Source organism: Pseudomonas sp. KUIN-1 (genome assembly GCF_009176725.1).
In the GTDB taxonomy this organism is placed as follows: domain Bacteria; phylum Pseudomonadota; class Gammaproteobacteria; order Pseudomonadales; family Pseudomonadaceae; genus Aquipseudomonas; species Aquipseudomonas fragariae.
On the sequence record NZ_AP020337.1, the window covers coordinates 498,183 to 517,898 of the forward strand.

The 19,716-nt window shown below is 60.8% G+C and carries 17 protein-coding genes and 1 riboswitch; of the genes, 5 read left to right on the forward strand and 12 right to left on the reverse strand.

Features of this window, described 5'->3' with window-relative positions; all coding sequences use genetic code 11:
- Positions 1-927, reverse strand: coding sequence for a LysR family transcriptional regulator (locus KUIN1_RS02470; RefSeq protein ID WP_003402946.1), 927 nt, complete (start codon positions 925-927; stop codon positions 1-3).
- Positions 928-1,049: 122 nt separating this feature from the next.
- On the opposite strand from KUIN1_RS02470, the gene trhA reads away from it, so the two are divergent.
- Positions 1,050-1,664, forward strand: coding sequence for a PAQR family membrane homeostasis protein TrhA (gene trhA, locus KUIN1_RS02475; RefSeq protein WP_011266412.1), 615 nt, complete (start codon positions 1,050-1,052; stop codon positions 1,662-1,664).
- Between the two features lie 266 nt (positions 1,665-1,930).
- Here the strand turns inward: trhA and KUIN1_RS02480 are convergent, their stop codons facing one another.
- Together KUIN1_RS02480 and KUIN1_RS02485 are read right to left on the reverse strand one after the other, a co-directional pair.
- Entirely contained in the window at positions 1,931-2,650 is a 720-nt protein-coding gene (locus KUIN1_RS02480) for a 16S rRNA (uracil(1498)-N(3))-methyltransferase (RefSeq protein WP_003402944.1), read from the reverse strand.
- A 131-nt stretch (positions 2,651-2,781) separates the two neighbouring features.
- Positions 2,782-4,188 carry an adenosylmethionine--8-amino-7-oxononanoate transaminase gene (locus KUIN1_RS02485; RefSeq protein ID WP_003402943.1) on the reverse strand — a complete coding sequence of 469 codons (1,407 nt, stop codon included), beginning with the start codon at positions 4,186-4,188 and terminating at the stop codon, positions 2,782-2,784.
- Between the two features lie 209 nt (positions 4,189-4,397).
- Here KUIN1_RS02485 and KUIN1_RS02490 point away from each other — a divergent pair, with 209 nt between their 5' ends.
- The 3 genes from KUIN1_RS02490 (at position 4,398) to KUIN1_RS02505 (ending at position 7,784) form a co-directional block, all read left to right on the forward strand.
- Entirely contained in the window at positions 4,398-6,272 is a 1,875-nt protein-coding gene (locus KUIN1_RS02490; RefSeq protein WP_152091806.1) for a flavin monoamine oxidase family protein, read from the forward strand.
- Positions 6,273-6,629: 357 nt separating this feature from the next.
- The gene (locus KUIN1_RS02500) at positions 6,630-7,178 is read left to right on the forward strand and encodes a cytochrome b (RefSeq protein WP_011266415.1); all 549 of its coding nucleotides are present in this window, start codon (positions 6,630-6,632) and stop codon (positions 7,176-7,178) included.
- A gap of 27 nt (positions 7,179-7,205) precedes the next feature.
- On the forward strand, positions 7,206-7,784 hold the full coding sequence (locus KUIN1_RS02505; protein WP_002551707.1) for a YceI family protein: 579 nt from the start codon (positions 7,206-7,208) through the stop codon (positions 7,782-7,784).
- Positions 7,785-8,177: 393 nt separating this feature from the next.
- Here KUIN1_RS02505 and KUIN1_RS02510 read toward each other — a convergent pair whose 3' ends face one another.
- The 3 genes from KUIN1_RS02510 to ahcY all read right to left on the reverse strand — a co-directional run bounded on the left by KUIN1_RS02510 (position 8,178) and on the right by ahcY (position 12,823).
- Positions 8,178-10,067: a DEAD/DEAH box helicase gene (locus tag KUIN1_RS02510; protein WP_096139241.1), complete on the reverse strand. Its 1,890-nt coding sequence runs from the start codon at positions 10,065-10,067 to the stop codon at positions 8,178-8,180.
- A 311-nt stretch (positions 10,068-10,378) separates the two neighbouring features.
- The gene (metF, locus tag KUIN1_RS02515; protein WP_003346344.1) at positions 10,379-11,224 is read right to left on the reverse strand and encodes a methylenetetrahydrofolate reductase [NAD(P)H]; all 846 of its coding nucleotides are present in this window, start codon (positions 11,222-11,224) and stop codon (positions 10,379-10,381) included.
- A gap of 189 nt (positions 11,225-11,413) precedes the next feature.
- Complete coding sequence (ahcY, locus tag KUIN1_RS02520; RefSeq protein ID WP_003316712.1) at positions 11,414-12,823, reverse strand: adenosylhomocysteinase; 1,410 nt, start codon at positions 12,821-12,823, stop codon at positions 11,414-11,416.
- 23 nt (positions 12,824-12,846) lie between these two features.
- Positions 12,847-12,957: riboswitch (S-adenosyl-L-homocysteine riboswitch) on the reverse strand.
- Positions 12,958-13,177: 220 nt separating this feature from the next.
- Between ahcY and KUIN1_RS02525 the strand changes: the two genes are divergently transcribed.
- Complete coding sequence (locus KUIN1_RS02525; protein ID WP_003404521.1) at positions 13,178-13,573, forward strand: acyl-CoA thioesterase; 396 nt, start codon at positions 13,178-13,180, stop codon at positions 13,571-13,573.
- A 152-nt stretch (positions 13,574-13,725) separates the two neighbouring features.
- On the opposite strand, the gene otnI is transcribed toward KUIN1_RS02525, so the two are convergent.
- The 6 genes from otnI to KUIN1_RS02555 form a co-directional block, all read right to left on the reverse strand.
- Positions 13,726-14,511, reverse strand: a complete 786-nt coding sequence (gene otnI, locus KUIN1_RS02530) for a 2-oxo-tetronate isomerase (RefSeq protein WP_011266418.1) — start codon at positions 14,509-14,511, stop codon at positions 13,726-13,728.
- Positions 14,512-14,533: 22 nt separating this feature from the next.
- Positions 14,534-15,991, reverse strand: a complete 1,458-nt coding sequence (locus KUIN1_RS02535) for a GntT/GntP/DsdX family permease (protein ID WP_152091807.1) — start codon at positions 15,989-15,991, stop codon at positions 14,534-14,536.
- Positions 15,992-16,125: 134 nt separating this feature from the next.
- Positions 16,126-16,764 carry a 3-oxo-tetronate 4-phosphate decarboxylase gene (gene otnC, locus KUIN1_RS02540; RefSeq protein ID WP_058398792.1) on the reverse strand — a complete coding sequence of 213 codons (639 nt, stop codon included), beginning with the start codon at positions 16,762-16,764 and terminating at the stop codon, positions 16,126-16,128.
- Positions 16,764-18,053 (reverse strand): 3-oxo-tetronate kinase, encoded by a 1,290-nt coding sequence (gene otnK, locus KUIN1_RS02545; RefSeq protein WP_103713771.1) that lies wholly within the window; start codon positions 18,051-18,053, stop codon positions 16,764-16,766. Before otnK ends, otnC begins: the two co-directional genes overlap by 1 nt.
- Positions 18,054-18,063: 10 nt before the next feature.
- Positions 18,064-18,969 carry an L-threonate dehydrogenase gene (ltnD, locus tag KUIN1_RS02550; RefSeq protein WP_103713772.1) on the reverse strand — a complete coding sequence of 302 codons (906 nt, stop codon included), beginning with the start codon at positions 18,967-18,969 and terminating at the stop codon, positions 18,064-18,066.
- Between the two features lie 225 nt (positions 18,970-19,194).
- Positions 19,195-19,650, reverse strand: coding sequence for a YkgJ family cysteine cluster protein (locus KUIN1_RS02555; protein WP_002551717.1), 456 nt, complete (start codon positions 19,648-19,650; stop codon positions 19,195-19,197).
- Positions 19,651-19,716: the final 66 nt, after the last annotated feature.

Below are 19,716 nucleotides of genomic sequence, written 5' to 3' on the forward strand. Positions count from 1 at the left end.
TCAGGTCGTCTGTTCCAGCAGCCGGTTGGTGTACATCCGGCACTCGGCCAACAGCGCCAGCAGGTTGGGATCGCGCTGTTTGGACTTGAGAAAAACAATGCCGATGTGTTGTTGCATCCGGTAGCGGCTCTGCAACGGGATCAGGCGCACGCGGTTTTCATAGACCGCGGCGATTCTTCCCGGCAGCAGTGCATAGCCGACGCCGGAGCTGACCATGCTCAGCAGGGTGAAGATGTCATTGACCTGCATCGCCACCTTGGGCTCGAAACCGGCCTGCTGGAATACGCGGATCCCGTCGCGGTGCGTGGCGAAGCCTTGGGTCAGGGTGATGAACGTCGCTTCGCGCAGGTCGCTCAGGTCCACTTCAGGGTGTTCGGCGAACGGTGAGTCGGTGGGGACGGCGAGAAAGATGTCGTCGGAAAACAGCGCCAGATGCTCGCAGTCCGGGTCATGGGTGCTTTCATCCAGCGACACCAGCATCGCATCGACTTCCATGTTCTTGAGCTTGTAGAGCAGGTCCATGTTCGAGCCCAGAATCAGGTCGATATTCAGCTCGCTGCGGCGGATCTTCAGGCCCATGATCAGCTGCGGCACCGTCTTGACGGTCAGCGAGTACAACGCCCCCAGCCTGAACCGCGCCGCCGAGAAGCCTGCTGCCTGACGGGTCAGTTCCACCGTGGCGAGCACATCCTGGACCAGTTTCTGTGCACGTTCTTCCAGCACATACGCGCTTTCCAGTGGCGTCAGGTTGCGTCCCTCGTGCTTGAACAGCGGGCAACGCAGCGCGCTTTCCAGCGAATGAATGGCGCGGTGCACGCTGACGTTACTGGTCTGCAACTCCTCCGCCGCCCGCGCCAGATTGCCGGTGCGCATGAAGGCCAGGAATATTTCCAGTTTCTTGAGCGTCAGTTCGTCATCGATCTGCATGTCGTGGCGCTTATGGTTAAGGTGCGCTGATTGTGCCCTGTAATGACAGATACGTTGCTCTTTGTTTCAATAACCGGGAGCGTCTGTCATCAGTATTTTCTCTAGGCGAGGGCAATAAGCGGATGTACTACGGAGAAAAATTCAACGCCTGGTCGCATCTGGTTGGCGCCGTACTGGCGGCCGTCGGTGCGATCTGGCTATTGGTCATGGCCAGCCTGCATGGCGATGTCTGGAAAGTGGTCAGCATGGCCATCTATGGTGTGTGTCTGGTGACGCTGTACAGCGTCTCGACGGTCTACCACAGCGTCAAGGGACGCTCGAAATCGATCATGCAGAAGGTCGACCACTTTTCGATCTACCTGATGATTGCCGGCAGCTACACCCCGTTCTGTCTCGTGACATTGCGCGGCGCGTGGGGCTGGACCCTGTTCGGCATTGTCTGGGGGCTGGCGCTGATCGGCATCCTGCAAGAGATAAAACCGCGCTCCGAAGCGCGAATCATGTCCATCGTGATTTACGCGGTGATGGGCTGGATCGTGCTGGTGGCCGTCAAGCCACTGCTGGCTGCGCTCGGTGTATCGGGTTTCATCTGGCTGGCCGGAGGCGGCGTGCTGTACACCGTCGGCATCCTGTTCTTCGCCTACGACCAGATCCGCCACTTTCACGGCATCTGGCACCTGTTCGTCATTGCCGGCAGTTTGATGCACTTTGTGGCGATTTGTTTTTATGTGCTGTGAGGAGGGGCGGTCGGGACCTGACACCCGTTACCACGCTCCAGCGTTCTGCGTTATACGTAAGTCTGCTTCTGATTCTGGCCGAAGGCCGTAGGAGCGACCGGGGCGGCGATCTGCATTGTTCGCGAAAGGGCCAGTATATTCGTCGAAAATGCATCGCCTGAACTACTGTCTTCGCGAACAAGTTCGCTCCTACGCCCTCCGGGCAGAAGCCCATCAGGACTTGCGTATAACGCAGAGCGCATGAGCGTGGGGACCATCATCAGCGATCAGAAATCGCCCCACAGCTGTTGTGCCACGCTGAGCGCGACCACGGGAGCGGTTTCAGTGCGCAGCACGCGTGGGCCGAGGCGCGCGGCGTGGAAGCCTGCGTCTTGCGCCTGAGTGACTTCCGCATCGTTCAGACCGCCTTCCGGACCAATCAGAAAGGCCAGACTGGCGGGCTTGTCATGGCTGGTCAGGGGTTCGGCTACCGGGTGCAGGACCAGTTTCAGGTCGGCTTCGGTGTGCTTGATCCACTCGGCCAGCGGCATCGGTGCATGAATCACCGGCACCACGGAGCGACCACATTGCTCACAGGCGCTGATCGCGATCTGCTGCCAGTGTGCCTGGCGCTTCTCGGCACGTTCGTCCTTGAGGCGCACCTCGCAGCGTTCGCTGACAATCGGCGTAATTTCGCTGACGCCCAGCTCGGTGGCTTTTTGAATGGCCCAGTCCATCCGCTCGCCGCGCGACAGGCCTTGACCGAGATGAATGCGCAGGCCTGACTCCACCTGCCCCGCGAAGCTTTCGGTGAGCTGCACATGCACGCGCTTCTTGCCGACTTCCAGCAAGGTGCCGCGAAACTCCTGGCCCGACCCGTCGAACAGTTGCAGCGCGTCACCTTCGGTCATGCGCAGCACGCGGCTGATGTAATGCGCCTGGGCCTCAGGCAGTTCATGCTCGCCCAGACTCAGCGGCGTTTCAGTAAAAAAGCGCGACAGTCTCATGGTGTGTCTCGGTTCCGGTGTTCATTCTGTGAGGGTGTCGTCACCCGGCTCGCTCCCGCATGTGCAGCCAGGCCCCTGTAGGAGCGGACTTGTCCGCGAAGGCGTCAGTCATGACGCCGCAATTTCAGCCCTTAACCCGGATCGCGAAAGTCCGGATGAAAGTTCTCGCGCACGGCAACACTGACACTGCTGCGCGTCGCGATATCAATGCCTTCGCTGGCTACCTCGGCGAGGAAGTCGATCTGCTCCGGCGTAATCACGTACGGCGGCAGGAAATACACCACACTGCCCAGCGGCCGCAGCAGTGCGCCACGCTCCAGCGCATGCTGGAAGACCTTCATGCCGCGGCGTTCCTGCCACGGGTAGGCGGTCTTGGTCGCCTTGTCCTGAACCATTTCGATGGCGATGGCCATGCCGGTCTGACGCACTTCCGCGACGTGCGGGTGATCGACCAGATGCGCAGTGGCCGTCGCCATGCGTTGCGCCAGGGCCTTGTTGTTCTCGATGACGTTGTCCTGCTCGAAGATATCCAGGGTCGCCAGCGCCGCCGCACAGGCCAGCGGGTTGCCGGTGTAGCTGTGCGAGTGCAGAAACGCACGCAGGGTCGGGTAGTCGTCGTAGAACGCGTCGTACACATCGTCGGTGGTCAGGCAGGCGGCCAGCGGCAGGTAGCCACCGGTCAGCGCCTTGGACAGGCACAGGAAATCCGGACGAATGCCGGCCTGTTCGCAGGCGAACATGGTCCCGGTACGGCCGAAACCGACAGCGATTTCGTCGTGGATCAGGTGCACGCCATAGCGATCACAGGCGTCGCGCAGCAGCTTGAGGTAGATCGGGTGATACATGCGCATGCCGCCCGCGCCCTGGATCAGCGGTTCGACGATCACCGCCGCGACGCTGGCGTGGTGCTCGGCGAGGGTCTGCTCCATGGCGGCGAACATGTTGCGCGAATGCTCTTCCCAGCTCATGCCGTCCGGGCGGTGGTAGCAATCGGGACTCGGCACCTTGATGGTATCGAGCAGCAGCGCCTTGTAGGTTTCGGTGAACAGCGGCACATCACCGACCGACATCGCCGCCATGGTCTCGCCGTGGTAGCTGTTGGTCAGGGTGACGAAGCGTTTCTTGTCCGGCTGGCCGCGATTGAGCCAGTAGTGGAAGCTCATTTTCAGCGCGACTTCGATGCACGACGAGCCGTTATCGGCGTAGAAGCAGCGGGTCAGGCCGTCAGGCGTGAGTTTGACCAGCCGTTCGGACAGCTCGATCACTGGCTGATGGCTGAAACCGGCGAGGATCACGTGCTCCAGCTGGTCAACCTGATCCTTGATGCGCTGATTGATGCGCGGGTTGGCGTGTCCGAAAACGTTGACCCACCAGGAGCTGACAGCGTCCAGATAGCGCTTGCCCTCGAAGTCTTCAAGCCATACGCCTTCACCACGCTTGATCGGTATCAACGGCAGATTTTCGTGGTCTTTCATCTGGGTGCAGGGGTGCCACAGGACCTTCAGGTCACGTTGCATCCACTGGTCATTGAGGCCCATTTTCAATCTCCGGGTAGCGACTCGCCTGATGCGAGGACGAACAATCGCGCAAGCCTATGCAATGCCCGGCTGCGGAACAACCTTTGATGCAGTTTTAACGGCCGATGGACATTGCTGGCGGCTATTTGATGGCTCGCGTATCCTGCGCAGCGAGTCGATGTGTCGGGCTGACTTGCCCTATCTTCCCTATGTTTTCTGGAGTTCGCCGAATGCTTTCTGGTTGGCTGCGCGCCTGTGCGCTGATAGTGGCAGGGTTGGTCAGCGTTTCGACGCTCGCCGATGAAAAACAACGAACCGCCATTGTCGTCGGTGGTGGTCTGGCAGGTTTGACTGCCGCCTATGAACTGCAGGCCAAAGGCTGGCAGGTGACGCTGCTGGAAGCCAAGCCGAGCCTGGGCGGACGCTCCGGTCTGGCGACCAGCGAGTGGATCGGCAACACCAAGGCTCAGCCTGTGCTGAACCGCTACCTGGACAGCTTCAAGCTGCCTACTGTGCCTGCGCCTGAATTCGTGCGCACGCCCAGCTACCTGATCGACGGTGTGTACTTCACCCAGGCTGACCTGGCTGTCAAACAGCCGGCGACCGCCGAAGCCATCAAGCGCTACAACGACACGCTGGATAACCTCGCGCGTTCGGTGGACGACCCGGAAAACCCGGCGTCCAACAGCACGCTGTTTGCGCTGGACCAGATCAACGTCGCCAACTGGCTGGACCGCCTGAACCTGCCTGTCACGGCGCGTCAGTTGATCAATCAGCAGATCCGTACCCGCTACGACGAGCCTTCGCGCCTGTCGCTGCTGTACCTCGCCCAGCAATCGCGGGTGTATCGCTCGGTCGACGAGCGTGACTTGCGTGCTGCACGTCTGCCCGGTGGCAGCGCGGTGCTGACCCAGGCGTTCGTCAAGCAACTCAAGACCGTCAAGACCAACTCGCCGGTGACGGCAGTCATTCAGGAAAAGGACAAGGTCACCGTCAAGGCTGGCGCGACCAGCTACACAGCCGACTACGCAGTCATGGCCGTGCCGTTGCGTTCGCTGGGCAAGATCCAGATGACGCCTGCACTGGACGCGCAGCACATGGGCGCGATCAAGAGCACCAACTACGGCTGGCGCGACCAGATCATGCTCAAGTTCAAGACCCCAGTCTGGGACAGCAAGGCGCGCATGTCCGGTGAAGTGTTCAGTAACACCGGTCTGGGCATGTTGTGGGTAGAGCCGGCGCTTAAAGGTGGCGCCAACGTGGTGATCAACCTGTCGGGCGACAACGCGCGCATCATGCAGGCCTTCGGTGACAAGCAGATGGTCGATCAGGTGTTGATCCGTCTGCATGCGTTCTACCCTGAAGCTCGCGGTGCGTACACCGGCTATGAAATCCGCCGCTACAGCGTCGATCCCTCCACTGGCGGTTCTTACCTGGCGTTCGGCCCCGGTCAGATCAGCAAGTACTGGCGTCTGTGGGAGCGGCCGATTCTGCGCGTAGCCTTTTCTGGCGAGCACACCGACACCTTGTACCCCGGCACCCTGGAAGGCGCCCTGCGCAGTGGTCAGCGTGCAGCCGGTCAGGTGCAGGATCTGGCCGCTGGCAAGTCGTTCGAACCGGTCAAGGTTGCGCCGCCGAAAGCTCCGGCCCCGGCTGCGCAGAAATCCGAAGGTAATTTCTTCAGCAATCTGTTCGGCGGTTCCTCCGACAAGCCGGCCGAACCTGCCAAGCCGCAGGCTGACAAGCCAGGCTTCTTCTCGCGCATATTCGGCGGTGGTGAGCAACCGGCGCCGGCACCTGCTCCGGTTGAGAAAGCGGTAGAGCCGGCTCCAGCGCCTGCACCGGCTGCCGCTCCGGCACCCGTGGTTGCGCCGGTTGTTCAGCCTGCCAAACCGCCGGTAAAAGCCGAGCCAGCGAAGAAGCCAGCGACCAAGGCTGAGCCTGCGAAGAAAGTGCAGAGCAAGGAAGCGGCCAGGAAAGAAGCGGCTAAAAAAGAGGCTGCGAAGAAGGAAGCGGCCAAAAAAGAGGCCGCGAAAAAGGCTCAGAGCAAACCGGCTCCAGCCAAGACCCCTGCTGACGCAGCGCCTGCAGACGCCAACAACTGACCAGCCGATGGCTGACTGAAAGGGATGCGGTTCATACCGCATCCCTTTTTTTATGCACGCTCGATTCGTTCTATCCCTGTGGGTTGACCTTGTCGGGCCTCGGCGTGCCGTTCATCGGCATCGAAACGCCGATGGTCATTGCAAAGTGTTACTGGCGGCCAATTATCGGGATGCTGCTGCAGCGAGGACAGCCTGACACCGCTGAACAGGGGTTCAGATGTTGGGGAAAGCAACAGAATCGAAGTACGAGCTGCCCACCAGACCTATCGTATTGTTCGATATGTCCGAGCGAAATTTTGCGCTTTCATTCGATAGATAAAAAGCTAGTCTGGTAACACTTCTGACAAGGTACTGGTAATGCAGCTACGTAATTCATCCTCTCGCTACGGTCTGGTCAGCATGGTGCTGCACTGGGGTGTGGCTGCTGTCGTGTTTGGAATGTTTGCGCTGGGGCTGTGGATGGTCGGGCTGGATTACTACGATACGTGGCGCAAGGCGGGCCCTGATCTGCACAAGAGCATCGGCATCACGTTGTTTGCAGTCATGTTGATCCGTGTGGTCTGGCGCCTGCTCAGTCCGCCACCACCGCCGTTGACCAGCTACAGTAAGTTGACGCGCATCGGTGCCGCATTCGGCCATCTGTTTTTGTACGTCGCACTGTTTGCCGTGATGTTCGCCGGGTATCTCATCTCCACCGCCGACGGCGTGGGGATTCCGATATTCGGCCTGTTCGATGTGCCCGCGCTGGTTTCGGGCCTTCCTGATCAGGCAGAAACGGCTGGCTGGATTCACCTGTATCTGGCCTGGGTCATCGTGATATTCGCGGGGCTCCATGGTCTTGCTGCATTGAAACACCACTTCATCGATCGCGATGTGACCCTCAAGCGTATGCTGGGTCGTAATTGATTGTTCAATCAAAACGGGAATAAACGCATGTTGAAGAAGTCTCTCGCCGCTCTGGCTCTGGGTACCGCATTGTTGTCTGCTGGCCAGGCCATGGCTGCCGACTACGTTATCGACAAGGAAGGTCAACACGCATTCGTTGACTTCAAGATCAGCCACCTGGGCTACAGCTTCATCCACGGTACCTTCAAGGACTGGGACGGCACATTCAGCTTCGATGCTGCCAAGCCTGAAGCCAGCAAGATCAATGTCGAGCTGAAAACCGCCAGCCTGTTCACCAACCACGCCGAGCGCGACAAGCACATCTCCAGCAAGGATTTCCTGGACGTTGCCAAATACCCGGAAGCCAAATTCGTTTCCACCGCAGTCAAATCGACTGGCGAGAAAACGGCTGACGTCACTGGCGACCTGACCCTGCACGGCGTAACCAAGCCAATCGTCATCAAGGCAACCTTCAACGGCGAAGGCAAGGATCCATGGGGCGGCTACCGTGCCGGCTTCAACGGTACTTCGACGCTGAACCTGAACGACTTCGGCATCAAGGGCCCAGGCCCGACGTCGCAGACGCTGGATCTGGACATCAGCTTCGAAGGCGTACAGAAGAAGTAATTGCGCGCTTGATCGACAGAACGCCGACCCTTGGGTCGGCGTTTTTGTTGGTGCTGCCCAGGATCGAACGCGGAGCGTCCAAGGCTGCGCTACTACGCGGAGCGCTTATCTTCATATACAAGCCCTGAAAAGCTCGGAGGACGGCGCTTTCAGGTTTCTGCCCGCAGGGCGTGGGAGCGAACTTGTTCGCGAAAGGGCCTGTATATTCACCGAAAATGCATCGTCTGAGCTGAAGCCTTCGCGAACAAGTTCGCTCCTACGGCCTTCGGCCAGAATCAAAAACAGATTTACGTATACGCAGAGTGCGGGAGCGATCATCTCGCACGACGATCATCGATACAACAAACAAAAACGCCCCGAGCAAGTCGGGGCGTTTTCAGTGTTGCGTGGCTGTCAGCTGTCGCGGTTGCGGGTCAGCAGGGCCGGTTTTTCACCGCGTGGGCGGCTTGGCAACTGGTCCAGTTGCTCGGCAGACGGGAAGCGGTCGATCTTGGATTCCTTGTGCACGATCTTCGGCTGAGGCTGGCCGTCGCGGGGTGCGCGTGCGACCGGCTCCTGACCTTCACGTGGCAAGGGTTGCTCTTCACGTGCCGGACGACGGCCACGTGGCTGACCATCACGCGAGCGTGGTGCCGATGAGCCCGAGCCGTTGCGCTTTGGTGCGCCACTGCCGGAGCCGTTGCGAGCGCCACCGGCAGGTCGACCCTGGTTGGCCGGGCGAGCTGCGCCGCCAGCGGCCGGTGCGGCTGCGCCGGGCGCGGCGGCAGGGCGGCGACCACGGTTCTGGCCTTTGCCCTGATAAGGACTGACGTAGTCAGCGCGGTTGCCGAAGTTGTCTACTTCGTCGTCACGGAACTCGTCCGGTGCACGATCGGCTGCCGGGCGCGGTGTGGCGGGTTGCGATGCACGCTGTTCGCTGCGAGGCGTGCCCTCACGAGGTTTTTTTTCGCGTGGCTGCCTTGCAGGGCGTTCGCCAGTGGCGGAGGCAGCGGCAGGTTTTTCCTTGCCTTTATCCTTGCCCTTGTCGCGACGACCACCGTTGTTCTTGTCGCCATCGCCACGTGCAGGACGTGCGCCACGCGAGTTGCGAACATCCGGACGCTCACGCACTTCAGGCTTCTCAGCCTCGACTGCGGTGATGTCGAAGCCCATCAGGTCGCCGTCGGCGATCTTCTGCTTGGTCATGCGCTCGATGCTTTTGAGCAGCTTCTCTTCGTCCGGCGCAACCAGCGAAATGGCTTCACCGGAGCGACCGGCACGGCCGGTACGACCGATACGGTGCACGTAGTCTTCGTCGACGTTGGGCAGCTCGAAGTTGACGACATGCGGCAACTGATCGATATCCAGGCCGCGTGCGGCGATATCGGTCGCGACCATGATGCGTACATCACCTGCCTTGAAGTCAGCCAGGGCCTTGGTACGGGCGTTCTGGCTCTTGTTGCCGTGGATCGCGACAGCCGCAAGGCCGTGCTTGTCCAGGTACTCGGCCAGACGGTTGGCGCCGTGCTTGGTGCGGGTGAAGACCAGCACCTGTTCCCAGGCACCGACGGTAATCAGGTGCGCCAGCAGCGAACGCTTGTGGTTGGCTGCCAGGCGGAAAACCCGTTGCTCGATACGCTCGACCGTGGTGTTCGGCGGCGTGACTTCGATGCGCTCGGGGTTGTGCAGCAGCTTGCCAGCCAACGACGTGATGTCATTGGAGAAGGTGGCCGAGAACAGCAGGTTCTGACGCTTGGCCGGCAGCCGCGCGAGGACCTTCTTGACGTCATGCACGAAGCCCATGTCGAGCATCCGGTCTGCTTCATCGAGCACCAGGATTTCGACGTGGGAGAGGTCGACACTGCCTTGGCCGGCCAGGTCGAGCAGGCGGCCGGGGCAGGCCACCAGGACGTCCACACCACGGGACATGGCCTGAACCTGCGGGTTCATGCCGACGCCGCCGAAGATGCAGGCGCTGACGAACTTCAGGTCGCGGGCATAGAGCTTGAAGCTCTCGTGCACCTGTGCGGCCAGTTCGCGGGTCGGGGTCAGGACCAGAACGCGCGGTTGACGCGGGCCGTGACGCTGGGATTTGTCCGGAACACCATTGGGAAACAGCCGCTCCAGAATAGGGAGGGCGAAACCGCCGGTTTTACCAGTACCGGTCTGTGCCGCAACCATCAGGTCGCGACCTTGCAACACGGCGGGAATGGCCCGCTGTTGCACGGGGGTAGGCTGGGTATAGCCGGCTGCCTCGATGGCGCGGACTAAAGCCTCGGAGAGACCGAGGGAAGCAAAGGACATGAGTAATCCTGTTCTGTTGGAGCTTAAGCTCAAGGGATGTCTTGCCTGGCGCGAATGGCGTGTAAAGACAACGCGATCCCGTCCGGTCCTGCCGGGTCTTCAGTGCATTCCGTGACGTCTGCGCTTGATGAAAATTGCGCTGTTGGCGTGAACGGATGACGATTGCAAGACCGGGCGTCCGGGCGTAAGCCTGGCGGGAAGGCTGGAGTATAACAGAGCGAGCGCAATACGCCGCTTTCCTGCTGCCCAACGGTGTATGAGGCCGCGATCCCCCGGAAACTGCCGGTCGGATCGCGGTGCCGCAGCCGTTTTCAGCGTGGCAGTTGCAGGTTGTTCCACACCGCCAGGCTCGGTTCCGCCTGGTTCAGGGTGTAGAAGTGCAGGCCGGGAGCGCCACCTTGCAGCAGTCGTTCGCACATCTGCGTGATGACTTCTTCGCCAAACGCCTGGATGCTTTGCACGTCATCGCCGTAGGCTTCCAGCTGTTTGCGAATCCAGCGCGGGATTTCCGCACCGCAGGCATCCGAGAAACGCGCCAGCTTGCTGTAGTTGGTGATCGGCATGATGCCCGGCACGATCGGAATGCTGACGCCCATCTTCTCGACACGCTCGACAAAGTTGAAATAGCTGTCGGCGTTGAAGAAGTACTGAGTGATCGCACTGTCGGCGCCGGCATTGGCCTTGTTGACGAAGTGCTTGAGGTCGTCTTCGAAATTGCGCGCCTGCGGATGCATTTCCGGGTAGGCGGCGACTTCGATGTGGAAGTGGCTGCCGCTTTCCTGGCGAATGAAGCTCACCAGGTCATTGGCGTGACGCAGTTCACCGCTGGCCATGCCCATGCCGGATGGCAGGTCGCCGCGCAGTGCCACGATGCGTTTGATGCCCGCATCCTTGTACTGCGCCAACAGGTTGCGCAGGTCATCCTTGCTGTCGCCTACGCAGGACAAATGCGGCGCAGCAGGGACTTTGATCTCGTTTTCCAGCTGCAGCACGGTATTGAGCGTGCGGTCGCGGGTCGAGCCACCGGCACCATAGGTGCAGGAGAAAAAATCGGGGTTGTACGTAGCGAGCTGACGAGCAACGGTCAGCAGCTTTTCATGTCCAGCGTCGGTCTTGGTAGGAAAGAACTCGAAGCTGAAGCGGCGTTCTTGAGACATGGGGGAGGAGGCCTCCAGCTTTTAGCTGCAAGCTACAAGCTGCAAGAGGGCTGTATGCCTGGCTCCGCAGCCTCATGCTTACCGCTCACGGCTGTGTAATAACGATAAAGAAACGAGCGTCAAGCTCAAGCTGCAAACAAGAGAAATGCACTTGCTTGCAGCTTGAAGCTTATCGCTTGCAGCTATCTATCAATAGCGATAAGCGTCTGGCTTGAACGGACCTTCGACGGTCACGCCGATGTAATCGGCCTGGGTCTTGGTCAGCTTGGTCACAACGCCACCGAAGCCGCGGACCATTTCCAGGGCCACTTCTTCGTCGAGTTTCTTCGGCAGTACTTCAACGGTCAGACGCTCGGCTTTCCTGGCCGGGGCCAGGTCGGCGTACTTTTGCTCGAAGAGGAAGATCTGCGCCAGAACCTGGTTGGCGAACGAGCCATCCATGATGCGGCTTGGGTGACCAGTGGCGTTACCCAGGTTGACCAGACGGCCTTCGGCCAGCAGGATCAGGTAGTCGTCGTTCTGTGCGTCGAACGAGCCCGGGCCGGTACGGTGGATCTTGTGAACCTGTGGCTTCACTTCTTCCCATGCCCAGTTCTTGCGCATGAAAGCGGTGTCGATTTCGTTGTCGAAGTGACCGATGTTGCACACCACAGCACGCTTTTTCAGCGCCTTGAGCATGTTGGAGTCGCAAACGTTGACGTTACCGGTGGTGGTCACGATCAGGTCGATCTTGCCCAGCAGCGCCTTGTCGATGCTCGCTTCGGTGCCGTCGTTTTCACCGTCGATGAACGGCGAGACCAGCTCGAAACCGTCCATGCAGGCCTGCATGGCGCAGATCGGGTCGACTTCGGTCACTTTGACGATCATGCCTTCCTGACGCAGGGACTGGGCCGAGCCCTTGCCCACGTCGCCGTAGCCGATCACCAGCGCCTGCTTGCCGGACAGCAAGTGGTCGGTGCCGCGCTTGATGGCGTCGTTCAGGCTGTGACGGCAGCCGTACTTGTTGTCGTTCTTGCTCTTGGTCACCGAGTCGTTGACGTTGATGGCCGGGATTTTCAGCTCGCCCTTGGCCAGCATGTCCAGCAGGCGGTGCACGCCCGTGGTGGTTTCTTCAGTGACGCCGTGGATCTTGTCCAGCATCGCCGGGTATTTCTTGTGGATGATCTCGGTCAGGTCGCCGCCGTCGTCGAGGATCATGTTGGCGTCCCATGGCTGGCCATCCTTGAGGATGGTCTGCTCGATGCACCACTCGTATTCTTCTTCGGTTTCGCCTTTCCAGGCGAACACAGGAATGCCGGCAGCAGCGATGGCCGCAGCAGCCTGGTCCTGAGTCGAGAAAATGTTGCACGACGACCAGCGAACTTCGGCACCCAGGGCAACCAGGGTTTCGATCAGTACGGCGGTCTGAATGGTCATGTGGATGCAGCCGAGAATCTTCGCGCCTTTCAGCGGCTGATCACCGGCGTATTTGCGACGCAGACCCATCAGGGCAGGCATTTCGGATTCGGCGATGATGGTTTCGCGGCGGCCCCAGGCGGCCAGGGAAATATCGGCAACCTTGTAGTCATTGAATTCTGCGGGCGTCATTACAGCACTCATTGAGAGTCTCCATTCCATAAAAATGCGAATGGGCGCCGTTGTGCGTTTAAGGTTTGCCGGTCGAGGATTGTCCTGGCAAACAACGCCCCATCCGAGCCTGACAGGGAAAACCTGCTGCAGCGCCCCTCGGACAGGTGGCGGGAACGGTATCAAGCGTAGATGACCGTTTTGAAACGTTTGGCAGTATAGCGGTGCTCGCGATTCTACCCAAGGCTTTCTGTCGGTTTAAAGGCCGTCCAATTGCCATCTGTCTGTAATAGGGTCGATGCACAGTCGCTATGACCCAGGCATGGGCGCGGGCCGCCGGCTCTGCCATCATGCAGCTATCCATCGGCCAGACGCTCAGGAGTGACCATGAATTTCCACACCCGCAAATGGGTAAAGCCCGAAGACCTCAACCCCAACGGCACGTTATTCGGCGGCAGCCTGCTGCGCTGGATCGATGAAGAGGCGGCGATCTACGCGATTGTTCAGCTGGGTAATCAGCGGGTGGTGACCAAGTACATCTCGGAAATCAACTTCGTCAGTGCCTCGCGTCAGGGCGACATCATCGAACTGGGCATCACCGCTACAGAGTTCGGCCGCACCTCGATCACCCTCAAATGCCAGGTGCGCAACAAGATCACCCGCAAAAGCATTTTGACCGTCGAGAAGATCGTGTTCGTCAACCTCGACGAAGACGGCCAGCCTGTGCCGCATGGCCGGACTGAAATTCGCTACATCAAGGACCAGTTCGACGTAGAGGACTGATGCTCAGGTCGCTGAACACGCGGAGCATGGGCACGATAGTGTTCTTGCGCAAACCTGCCGTGCCTGGGCACGACAGTTACAGAATGATCGTTCCTCACGCTCCGCGTGGGAATGCCTTTCATGACGCTCCGCGTCATCCATAAAAGCAGGGTTCAGCCCTTGGCCTGCAACGCGCGCAACCATGCCAGACCTTCGCTGGTATCGCCTTTCGGGCGATATTCGCAACCGATCCAGCCGCTGTAGCCCAGTTCGTCGATGACGTTGAACAGGTGCTCGTAGTTCAGTTCGCCCAGGTCCGGTTCGTTGCGATCCGGCACCCCGGCGATCTGGATGTGGCCGATGCCTGCAAAGTCACGACGCAGCTTGGTCGTCAGGTCGCCTTCGACGATCTGGCAGTGGTAGCAGTCGAACTGCACTTTCAGGTTGTCGGCGCCCACCAGCTTGCAGATGTCCTGCGCCTGATCCTGGCGGTTGAGGAAGAAGCCCGGCATGTCGCGGGTGTTGATCGGCTCGATCAGGATCGTGACGCCTGCGCTCTTGGCTTGCTCAGCCGCGAACGCCAGGTTCTCCAGATAGACCGCCTGATGACGCTCACGCAACCCTTCGTTGGGCAGCAGACCGGCCATGACATGCACGCGGTCATTGCCCAGCACCTGCGCATATTCCAGTGCCCGCTCGATACCGCTGCGAAATTCCGCTTCACGGCCCGGCAGGGTGGCAATGCCTCGCTCGCACGCGTCCCAGTCGCCCGGTGGAGCGTTGAACAGCGCCTGCACCAGACCGTTGTCGCTCAGGCGCTGCTTGAGCTCCTGCGGCGTGTAAGCATAAGGAAACAGGTACTCGACCGCGCCGAAACCGTCGGCAGCGGCTGCGGCAAAGCGCTCAAGAAAATCATGCTGCGGGTACAGCATGCTGAGGTTGGCGGCAAAACGAGGCATGTTAACTCCAGTCTTCAAAGGGTCAGACGAATGGCCAAAGCAGCAAGGTGATCACAAAGCCCAGTGTGCCGAGCAGCGTGACCAGTACGGTCCAGGTGCGCAAGCCGTCGGCGACGTTGAGGCCCGCCAGCTTGGTGAACATCCAGTAACCGGCATCGTTGATGTGCGACATGGCCAGGCCGCCACCGCCCATGGCCAGACACAGCAGCGCCAGGTGGTTGGCGCTCAGGTCCAGTGTGGCGATCAGCGGGCTGAGAATGCCTGCGGTGGTGACCAGCGCAACGGTGGTCGAGCCCTGAACGGCACGCAGCAGCAGGGTCAGCAGGAAGCCCAGCGCGAGTACCGGCAGACCGGTGTTGCGCAGCGCTTCGGAAACCACGGCACCTATGCCGGTGTCGACCAGCACCTTGCCGAATACGCCACCGGCGCCGGCAATCAGGATCACCATCGCGACACCCGGCAAGGCCGAGCCGATCACGTCGGACACCTGAGTACGGCTCCAGCCGCGACGCGAGCCCAGCAGCCAGGCGCACAGCAGGGTATCGATCAGCAGCGCAACCAGAGGCGCACCCAGTACGGTCAGCACCGCGCGCAGTGTGGACGTGGCTGGCAGCATGGTGGTGGCCAGCGTGCCCATCAGAATCAGCACGATCGGTAGCAGGATCAGCGCGATGATCAGTCCGAAACCCGGTGCGGGCGCGGGCGGCAGCTTGCTTGCCAAGCTGCTGGCGCGCTCTTCGACGCCCATTGTTCGGGTTTCGCTCGCTTCGCGCACCGCGGAGTAATCGTTGCGCGCCCAAGCTTCCAGGTCTTCGTTGGTGACGTGCGGACCATAGACTTCGGCGCGGATGTCATCGGTCATCGGGTAAGTCTTGCGGGTCATGCGCCCCGCGACGAAGTAGCCGATCATGCACAGCACGGCAACGATCGGGATGCCCAGCATCAGCACCCGGCCCAGGTCCGCGCCCAACTGGCTGGCGGCGGCAACAGCGCCAGGATGCGGCGGCAGAAACGCGTGCACGGCGAGCAGTGCAGCGCACATCGGCAGCGCGAAAATCAGCAGCGGCTTGCGTGCCGCACGCGCCACACCATAGGCCAGCGGCATGAGAATGATCACGCCGACCTCGAAGAACACCGGAATGCCGACCATGAAACCGGCAACGGTCAGCGCCAGAGGCGTGCGCTTGTTGCCGAAGCGGTTGATCAGGGTCTTGGCCAGTGCTTCGGCCCCGCCGGACAGCTCGATAATGCGCCCGATCATTGCGCCCAAGGCGATGATGATCGCGATATGGCCGAGCGTCTTGCCCATGCCGCCTTCAATGGTGGCGACCAGATCGGCCGGTTTAACACCGGCGACCAGCGCCACGATGATGCTGACCAGCATCAGGGCGACAAACGGCTGAAATTTGTACTTGAGCACCAAAAACAACAGCAGTGCGATGCCCGCACCGGCCACGACCATCAACATGAGCGGCGTCATGCCCGTGCACTCCGGTCAATGGCGGTAAAGACTGACAACGAAACAGCGGGGTAGGGATGAGTCATGCTCTCGATTCCTGTTGTTATTGTTTTCGACCGGGAGGCGCAGTGCGCCTCGCGATCACCGTGTGTTCGTTACCACCTGGCGCCGAACACCTGACGCAACTCTTCAAGTGCCGCCGGGTCCAGCGGGGCAGGTTTGGGGGTGCTCATCAGCCACAGACGGGCAGTCTCTTCCAGTTCCTCAAGGGCATAGCAGGCCTTGGCCACCGAGCTTTCCCAGACCACCGGGCCGAGGCGCTCCAGCATCACGCCGCGCACGCTGTTGGCCAGTTCCGCCACGCGCTCGGCGACTTTCGGCGAGCCCGGACGTTCGTAAGGGATCAATGGGATATGCCCGACCTTCATGACCTGATACGGCGTCAGCGGCGGCAGAATGTCGTCTTCCTGCCACACCCCGGCCAGGGTCAGGGCGACCAGATGCGTCGAGTGCGTGTGCACCACGCCACCGACCTGCGGATTGCGGTCGTAGACCTCGCGGTGCAAGGCCAGGGTTTTGGACGGCTTGCTGCCGGACACCCATTCACCGGCCAGATTGACCTTGGCGATATCGGCCGGGTCCATGCGCCCCAGGCAGGCGTCGGTCGGGGTAATCAGCCAGCCGTCGTCGAGTCGTGCGCTGATGTTGCCGGCGCTGCCCACCGTATAGCCGCGGCCATACAGCAAACGGCCGACGTCGCAGATTTCCTGACGCAGTGCGTTTTCATCGATCATCAGGCAGCCCCCGCCAGTTGCTTGAGCGCCTTGGCGAAGAAGTCGCGCGCACCAAAGTTGCCGGATTTGAGGGCCAGGGCCAGCGGTTGTGCGCCGCTGCTCACTGTGGCGGGAACGCCCGGGTCGATCTGCGCGCCGATTTGCAGCAACTGCACGCCCAGTGCCTGAACCACGGCACCGGAGGTTTCGCCACCGGCCACCACGAAACGGCGCACGCCTGCGTCCAGCAGCCCTTTGGCGATTTCACCAAGTGCAGCTTCGACCATGGCGCCGGAGCGTTCGACGCCCAGTTCTTGCTGCACGGCTTTGACTTCGTCCGGAGTGCTGGTGGCGTAGATCAATACGGTCTGCCCGGCGTCTCTGGCAAAGGCCAGCGCCTGCTCGACCACCGGCTTGCCAGCGGCCAGGTCCAGCGGATTGATGCGCAGCGCAGGGCGATCGGCTTCCAGCCAGGCCGCGACCTGACCATTGGTGGCGACCGATGCGCTACCCGCCAGTACCACTTCGCCGCCACTGATGGCGACCTGTTTGGCCGCATCAATATCGCGCAGCTTGCCCGCCTTGCGGAAGTTGCCCGGCAGGCCCAGCGCCAGCCCCGAGCCACCGGTCAGCAGCGGCAAGTCGGCGCAGGCTTCGCCGAGTGTGTACAGATCCGCATCCGACAAGGCATCGGCAATCGCCATGCTCACACCTTCGGCGCGCAGCTCGGCAATTCTGTTGCGCACGCCTTCGACGCCCTCGGCAATGCTGTCATAGCGCAACAGGCCGACCTTGTGGCGAGTCTGCGCTTGCAGCACACGCACCAGATTGGCGTCGGTCATGGGCGTAAGCGGGTGGTTCTGCATGCCCGATTCGCTGAGCAACTGGTCCTGCACGAACAGGTGACCACGGAAAATCGTGCGGCCGTTTTCCGGGAAGGCCGGGCAGGCGAGGGTGAAATCGCTGCCCAGTTGCTCCAGCAGTGCTTCGCTGACCTGACCGATGTTGCCTGCGGCAGTGGAATCGAAGGTCGAGCAGTACTTGAAGAAGATCTGCTCGCAGCCGCGCTCGCGCAGCCATTCCAGAGCCGCCAGGGATTCAGCCACCGCCTCGGCGCTGGGCGTGGTACGCGATTTCAGGGCGATGACAATCGCGTCGGCGTCCAGACCGGCCGCCATCTCGGCGCTGGGGATGCCAATGCTCTGCACGGTGCGCATGCCGCCCCGCACCAGCATGTTGGCCAGGTCGGTGGCGCCGGTGAAGTCATCGGCAATGCAGCCCAGCAGCGGGCGAGCGTTATTCAGGCTCATCAGGCGCTCCTCAGGCTTTTTCTGGCTTGGCTTTCGGCAACTCGATGCCCGGGAAAATCTTGATCACGGCCGAGTCATCCTCGCGACCGAAGCCGGCGCTGGATGCCTGCATGAACATCTGGTGCGCGGTGGCCGAGAGTGGCAGCGGGAATTTGCTGCTGCGTGCGGTATCCAGCACCAGGCCGAGGTCCTTGACGAAGATGTCCACGGCCGACAGCGGCGTGTAATCGGCATTGAGGATGTGCGGCACGCGGTTTTCGAACATCCACGAGTTACCCGCACTGTTGGTGATCACTTCATACAGCGCGTCAGCGTCGACACCTTCGCGCAGGCCCAGAGCCATGGCTTCGGCGCTGGCGGCGATGTGTACGCCAGCGAGCAGTTGATTGATGATTTTGACTTTCGAGCCCAGACCGTGGACGTCGCCCAGGCGATAGACCTTACCGGCCATGCCGTTGAGGATAGCTTCTGCCTTGGCATAGGACTCGGCCGGGCCGGAGGTCATCATGGTCATCTGGCCAGCGGCCGCCTTGGCGGCACCGCCGGAGATCGGCGCATCGAGGTACAGCAGGTTCTGTGCGGCCAGACGCTCGCCCAGTTCGACGGCGAAGGTGGGCGCGACGGTGGCGCAACCGATGACCAGGCAGCCCGGACGCAGCGCGGCAATGGCACCGTTTTCGCCAAACAGCACGGTTTCGGTCTGCTCGGCGTTGACCACGACGGTGATGATCACATCGCAGGCAGCAGCCATGCTGGCCGGGGAATCACAGGCCACCCCGCCTTCCTGGGCGAATGCTTCGGTCACGCTGGTGCGCACATCACAGGCATGCACAATGAAGCCGCTACGCAGCAACGAGCGGGCAATGCCCAGACCCATCGCACCCAGGCCGATAACGCCAACGTTTTTGCCAGTCATGCAGTAATCCTCGAAGTCAGTGCCGATGCCTGTGAAGCCGACATTCGGACGTTATTGTTCTGATCTGTGAATCGGATAGTGAATCAATGAGTAAATAATGTGAAGTATTTTTATTTTTCACAAAATTTAACATCGATAGGCTTTTTCCATCGCGCACAAAAAAGCCCCTGTGCGGGGCTTGATTGAAAACCATGATGTTCGGCGTGCTGCGCCGTCTTTCACGAATCAGAATTTCGGCACTGGCGCGCTGGTGGCGTTTCTCAGTGAGCCGCTTTCCTGGCGCACGACTTCTTTGGGCTTGTACGCGCAATAACCGGGGCGCGGCCCGACTTTCGGGTGGTTGCGGCAGGTGTCCGGGCGCTTGTCATAGATGGTGCACAGGCGGCTTTTGCGGTCCAGGTACAGGCAGTCGTTGTTGCTCATGCGCTGCAAGGTGAAGATCTCGGACTTCTGGTTGTAGCGCTCGACGATGCCTTCTTTCTGCAGACGCTTGGCGATGTTCTTCGCCGGGTCGCCGCGTTCGAACTCATCGACGATGCCGATGCGGATCAGGTCCTTGATCTTCACTTCTACCGGCAACGTGCAGCAACTGGACACGCAGCCCCCGCACATGTGGCTGGAGTATTTGGCCCAGGTGTCGATGCGATCGAGTTCTGCGGCGGCGATCAAGGTGGGTTTCATTTCAGGTCAGGCTTCCGGGTGTATCGGGGCGCGCGATCATACCGGTCTGCAGCGATTTGCAGAAAT